This window comes from Streptomyces sp. NPDC002784, assembly GCF_053592135.1.
The window spans coordinates 1-5,429 of record NZ_JBSFVD010000085.1; the positions used below are offsets into that span (position 1 = coordinate 1).

The following is a 5,429-nucleotide window of genomic DNA, read 5'->3' on the forward strand; positions in this document are numbered from 1 at the left end:
CGGCCTGTCGGCGCAGCGACTCCGCGTCGGTGGCGCTCAGCGGTACGACGACCGGGCCCCGTGTCCAGCGGCCGCCGCCGGGCTCCCGCGCGACGGGCGGTTCCTCCAGCACCAGGTGGGCGTTGGAGCCGCCGATGCCGAAGGAGCTGACCGCCGCGCGCCGCGGCCGGGCGGCGTCGCGTGGCCACGGCACGGGCTCCGGCCGCGGCGGGATGTGTTCCGTTCCCAGGCCGGGGCCCAGACTCAGCAGGCCCCTCGCGCCGGGGATCGCGCCGTTGAGCAGGACCAGTACCGCCTGGGCCAGGCCGGCCGCGCCCGCTGCGCCCTCCAGGTGGCCGACGGCGGCCTTGACCGAGCCGATCCACAGCGAGCCGTCCGGTCCGCCCAGCGGTTGGGGGCGGCCGCCGGGTGCGGGGCGCAGCAGATCGCGCAGCGCGTCGATCTCCAGGCCGTCCGCGCTGGTGCCAGGGGCATGCGCCTCCAGGTAGCCGATCGTGCGGGGGGACAGGCCGGCCTGGGTCAACGCCCGCCGCAGCAACCGGGGCTGGGAGTCCGCGTCGGTCCGGGTCAGGCCGCCCGAGCGCCCGTCGTGGTTGGTGGCTGAGCCGACGATCACCGCCATGACCGGGTCGCCGTCGCGCAGAGCGTCGTCCAGGCGTCGCAGGACGAAGCAGAGCGCGCCCTCGCCGCGTACGTAGCCATCGGCCTGCGGTGAGAACGGGCTGCACGAACCCGAGGGCGACAGCGCCCCCATGTAGGCCATGGCGGCGGGCATCCAGCCTGCGACGCAGACGTTCGACGCGCCGACCAGCGCGGTGTCGAAGTCGCCCGCGCGCAGTCCGGAGACAGCCGCCGCCACCGCGCTGAGACCGCTGGAGCAGGCGGTGTCGACGGTGATGCTGGGGCCTCGCAAGTCGTAGTGGTGGGAGAGCCGGTTGGCCAGGTAGGAGTGGATCGTGCCTACGGCCGAGTACCGGTCCAGCGTTCCCGTGATCAGCATGCGGTCGCGGAAGTCGCTGGTGGCGGAGCCGACGAAGACCCCGACCTCCTCGCCGCGCAGCGAGCTGGGCGCGATGCCCGCGCTCTCCAGCGCCTGCCAGCTCGTCTCCAGCAGCAGGCGCTGCTGGGGGTCCATCCACACCGCCATGCGGCGTCCGATGCCGAAGAAGTCCGCGTCGAACGCGTCGACGTCTTCGAGTACGGCGGCATGCAGGCCGGCCGGGCCGGCGACCTCGCGGTCGTACCCGGTGAGGCGGTCGGCCGGGACCTCGGTGATCATCTCGTCCCCGGCGCACAGCGTCCGCCACAGGTCGTCCGGCCCATCGCCGCCGGGTACGCGGCACGCCCTTCAAGGCGGACGCGGTCGCGTTGTACCAGTCGCGGCCGGGAGCGACGATCCGGCAGGTTGCCGCCGATCTGGGGATCAATCCGAGACCCTGCGCGACTGGGTCAGGGCGGCCGGAGCAAGCCGGCCGCCGCGCCGCCGCGAAGTGTATCGCCGGGGAGACGCGCTGGTGTACCGCTTCCAGTTCGTCGCCGACCACCAGCGTCGCTAGGGCGTGAAGCGGCTGTGCACCGTCTTGGGCATCGCCGTCCAGCTTCTACGGCACTTACGGCGTCCCAGGATCACCGCCGAGCGCCGCGAGGCCGGCTCTGACCTTGTCGTTCAACTTCAGGCGCTCGGTGGGGTCGTGGCAACGGTGACCTGAGCTGTCCAGGACCCGGGTTCCCGGGACGGATCTCAGGTCACATCGACGTCAGCTTCGTGGAAGTCGTGTGCGAGTCCCACCACCATGGCAGTCACGGCGGCCTGTGCCCCGGCTGGGTCACGGTGTTGGCCGCCATGTCGGCAAGGTGTCCGCAGAGCATCCCGCCTTCCTCGGTGAGAACAGCCTTCCGGCATCGCCAGCAGGACGATCCTTCTCGGCATGCCGAAGGGAGGCCGTCTCTCCGTCACGCGCTCTCGTCGCGCCATGGAGCTATCCAGCCTCGTGGGGTTCCTCGAGGTTCGTGCGGGCGAAAGTTCAGGCGCCGCAGCGGGGTTCGGTGCCGACCTTGTGTCGGCTGGCCGAGCGTATGCCTCACCGGAGGTGAGGACCCGCCCGACGGTGTGCCGGGGTGCCGATAGCTGGTTCATCGAACCTGGTGGCCGGCCCGGACCCGGGCGGGATGGTTTCGGTGCACCAGCCGGGAAGCCGGTCTTTGTGCGCAGGTTTCTGAACCTTCTACGGCCTTCCCGGACTGAGGGACCCCGCGGGCGCGGGGAGCATGGACCAAAGGCACCCGGCGCGCCCTACCGGTACGTCTCCCGCGAGGAAGACGGCTGTCGGCGCGGTCGGAGGTCCGGTCTCTTGCCGCCGGCCGTGAACGAAACAAGGGAGAGGCAGGTGTTCGAGCCGGACGGGGACGGTGAGGTCCTCTCGGTGGTTCGGGGCACGGGCCGGACTACGGCGGTGCACGTAGCCACGCAGCTGCCGGAACCGGGGCAATCGGAGACGGTGTCAGTCGGCACCCCGCCAATTCGTGACGCGGACACAGGGCAACTCTCTGGGCCGCTTGTGGGTCTCCCTATTGATCACGTTGTGATCGGAGCCACGAGGAGACCATCATCAACGCTGTACGCAAGACCCTCACCACCACGGCCGTCGTCGGTGCCGTTCTCGCGGGAGCCGCAGCCTGCGGAACTGTGGAGCAGTTGTCAGCCGGCCAGAAGCTCGACCGGGCCTTCGAGAAGCTCGGTGAGAAGAACACGCTCTCCTTCGAGTTCGACCTGGACACCGACGTCGCGTCGCTGAAGGCGCTGGACGACGCGTCCGACCCCGCGCCCGGCGACGAGATGCCCGACGAGGTCGCAGAGATGGTCAGCGACGTGAAGATCACCATGACCGTGCAGTCGAAGAAGCCGCTCAAGAAGTCCGGCGAGAAGGACCTCGTCGGCATGGCCATGAAGGTCAGCACACCGGGCGGCGACCTCGTCGAGTACCGGCTGATAGGCGATTACGTCTACCTGCGTGCCGACATGTACGCCCTGGGCGAGGCGACGGGCACTCCGCTGCCGGACACCGACGAATTGCCCCCGGAGGCGGCGGCGTTCCAGGACGTCATCGAGGGCAAGTGGGTGAAGTTCAACGCCGAGGAGATGCAGCAGGCGGCCGACGAGGGGCAGGAGGGCGAGCCGGCTCCCGCGCCGTCCCTGGACGCCAAGGAGCAGAAGAAGCTCATGAAAGCCCTCAGCAAGATCATGGCCCGGGAGGTGGAGTTCAAGACGGCCGACGGCGGCGACGGCACCGAGCACATCACCGCCACGGCTCCCTTCCGCACGCTGATGACTGAGCTGCTCAGTGAGATCGAGCCCCTGCTGAAGGACCTACCGCCGGGCACGCCGATCCCGACGGCCAAGGACATGAAGGACGCCCCCAACGCCAAGGTGACGGCGGACTTCACGCTCGTGAACGGCGAGTTGGCCCAGGTGGACCTGGACCTCGCCAAGCTGGCCGAGAACGCCAAGGTGAAGAAGCTCGGCCTGACCCTGAGGATGCGCGAGGGCACGAAGCCCACGGCTCCCGCCGGTGCGACGACGCTCGACATGGACGAGCTCATGACGGGCCTCCTCGGCGGGCCGATGATGGGCGATGCCGAGTTCGAGACGAGTGAACTCGCCGAGGAGGACGTTCCGCTGGACCAGCTCTGATCTCACCGACTGTGCGCGCATCTCGTACGCCCCCCACGCCGACTGCCTCGCGTGGAGGTCGGCGATCAGCGTCTGGCGACCGGACGGACACCACTCGCCGGTGTCCGCTCGGGCCGTGAAGCCAGTACCGCCGGGTACCCTCAGGCACATCGCCAGCGCAGCCCGACGGCCTGCCGCTCCACCTGTGGGAGTCTCGAAGTACACGCCCACACCAGCTGGACGAGGACCCGCCGTCTGACCGAGCCGTCCGCACACGACGGCGACCTGCGCCTGCTCGCCTACCAGCTGATGGACGCCGCCGGCCTGCAACACGGCCGCCTGACCGGACTCGCCCTCAAAGGCGAGGACCTCATCGACGCCGACAGGTCGCCCAGCACATCAGCCTCGGCGACGACCGCGAAGCACGCCTGGTCACCGAAACGGCCATCGACCACGTCCGCGCCGAGTTCGGCGCGGACGTCATCGGCCCGGCCGCAACCTTCCGCCGCGCCAGCTAACCCCCAAGCCCACAGAAGATGACGCTGACGAGAAAGGGCGATGCGGACGCCACCAGCACTGAGGCACAGCTGACAGAACACGGTATCGACCCGATCGCGCTGCCGTCGGCACCTGCTCAGCCCACTCGCCGCCAGTTTCGGGACCACAGCAGACGCGGAACTGACTGGTCTAGCGGGGCTACCGAGAGCTGCACCACAGCTCACCACCGCCGTGGACGGCCCGAACGGCCCGACTACGGAGACGGCCCGCCCTTGACTCGGCGGGGAGTCGGACGGGGCGTGACGGCTGGGGAGGCCGGGCCGAAGGCGTGGGGTCCGGGTTACAGCCCGATGGTGCCAGGGCCCGCGCCGCGCATGACGGCGTCCTTGACACTCTGCGGGTTGTCGACGGTGTAGTCGTAGTAGTCGGCCGGGTCCTCGACGCTTCCGCCGGTCACGGGTTCGCCGGTGTCGCCGACGAAGACGTTGTTGCGCTCGACGATCGCGCCGTCGGGGCCCGAGTAGCTGTTGGTCATGGGCTCCTCGACGTCCTCGAAGTAGTTGCCCTCGATGAAGCAGCCGGAGTCCGCGTTGCAGGCCGGGCCGGTGTCGCTGTTGTCGAAGAAGTAGTTGTTGTAGATGTGCACCGGGTCGCCGAAGCGGGTGCGCGGATTGCGCTGCGGGGTGCGGTCGTACCAGTTGTGGTGGTACGTCACCTTCAGTCGGCCGGTGTCCTGGGCGCCGTTGCTGTCGGAGTGGCCCAGCAGCATGTTCTTGGCGTGGTGGTGGGTGTGGTTCCAGGAGACCGTGATGTAGCTGGAGCCGCGCTTGATGTCGAGCAGTCCGTCGTACCCGGCGGACAGGTCGTTGTGGTCGATCCAGACGTGGTGGGAGAACATCTGGATGTTGATCGAGTCGTCGCTGGCGTCGCGGAACGTCAGGTTGCGCACGATCACGTTGTGCACGGCGTTCGCGGGCGGCGAGGTGACGGTGCTCACGGGGAGGCCGATGTTGAGGCCGCCGCCGGTGATCCCGGAGTTCGCGCCGACGCCGACGATCGTCTTGTCGGAGGTGACGTCGTACATCCCGTCGGGCAGGGTGATCATGCCGTTGACGCGGACGATCCTGGGCCCGGTCGTCTTGATGGCGGCGATCAGGGCGTCGGCGGTGGAGACGGTCACGGTGGGTCCGCCCGCGCCGCCGGTGGTGCCGTTCTGGCCCCAGGCGTTGACGCTCGCGAAGCCGGTGGGGGCCGACTCGGC

Annotated in this window: 3 protein-coding genes; 1 reads left to right on the top strand and 2 read right to left on the bottom strand. The window is 69.6% G+C overall.

The features are described 5' to 3' along the window. A partial coding sequence (locus ACWD1Z_RS36365) for a beta-ketoacyl synthase N-terminal-like domain-containing protein (protein WP_451125037.1) occupies positions 1 to 1,309 on the bottom strand: 1,309 nt, incomplete at its 3' end. A 1,377-nt stretch (positions 1,310 to 2,686) separates the two neighbouring features. On the opposite strand from ACWD1Z_RS36365, the gene ACWD1Z_RS36370 reads away from it, so the two are divergent. Then, entirely contained in the window at positions 2,687 to 3,691 is a 1,005-nt protein-coding gene (locus ACWD1Z_RS36370) for a hypothetical protein (protein WP_451125033.1), read from the top strand. Between the two features lie 817 nt (positions 3,692 to 4,508). On the opposite strand, the gene ACWD1Z_RS36375 is transcribed toward ACWD1Z_RS36370, so the two are convergent. Next, positions 4,509 to 5,429: pectate lyase family protein (locus ACWD1Z_RS36375; protein ID WP_451125035.1), on the bottom strand; the 921-nt coding region annotated here is incomplete at its 5' end.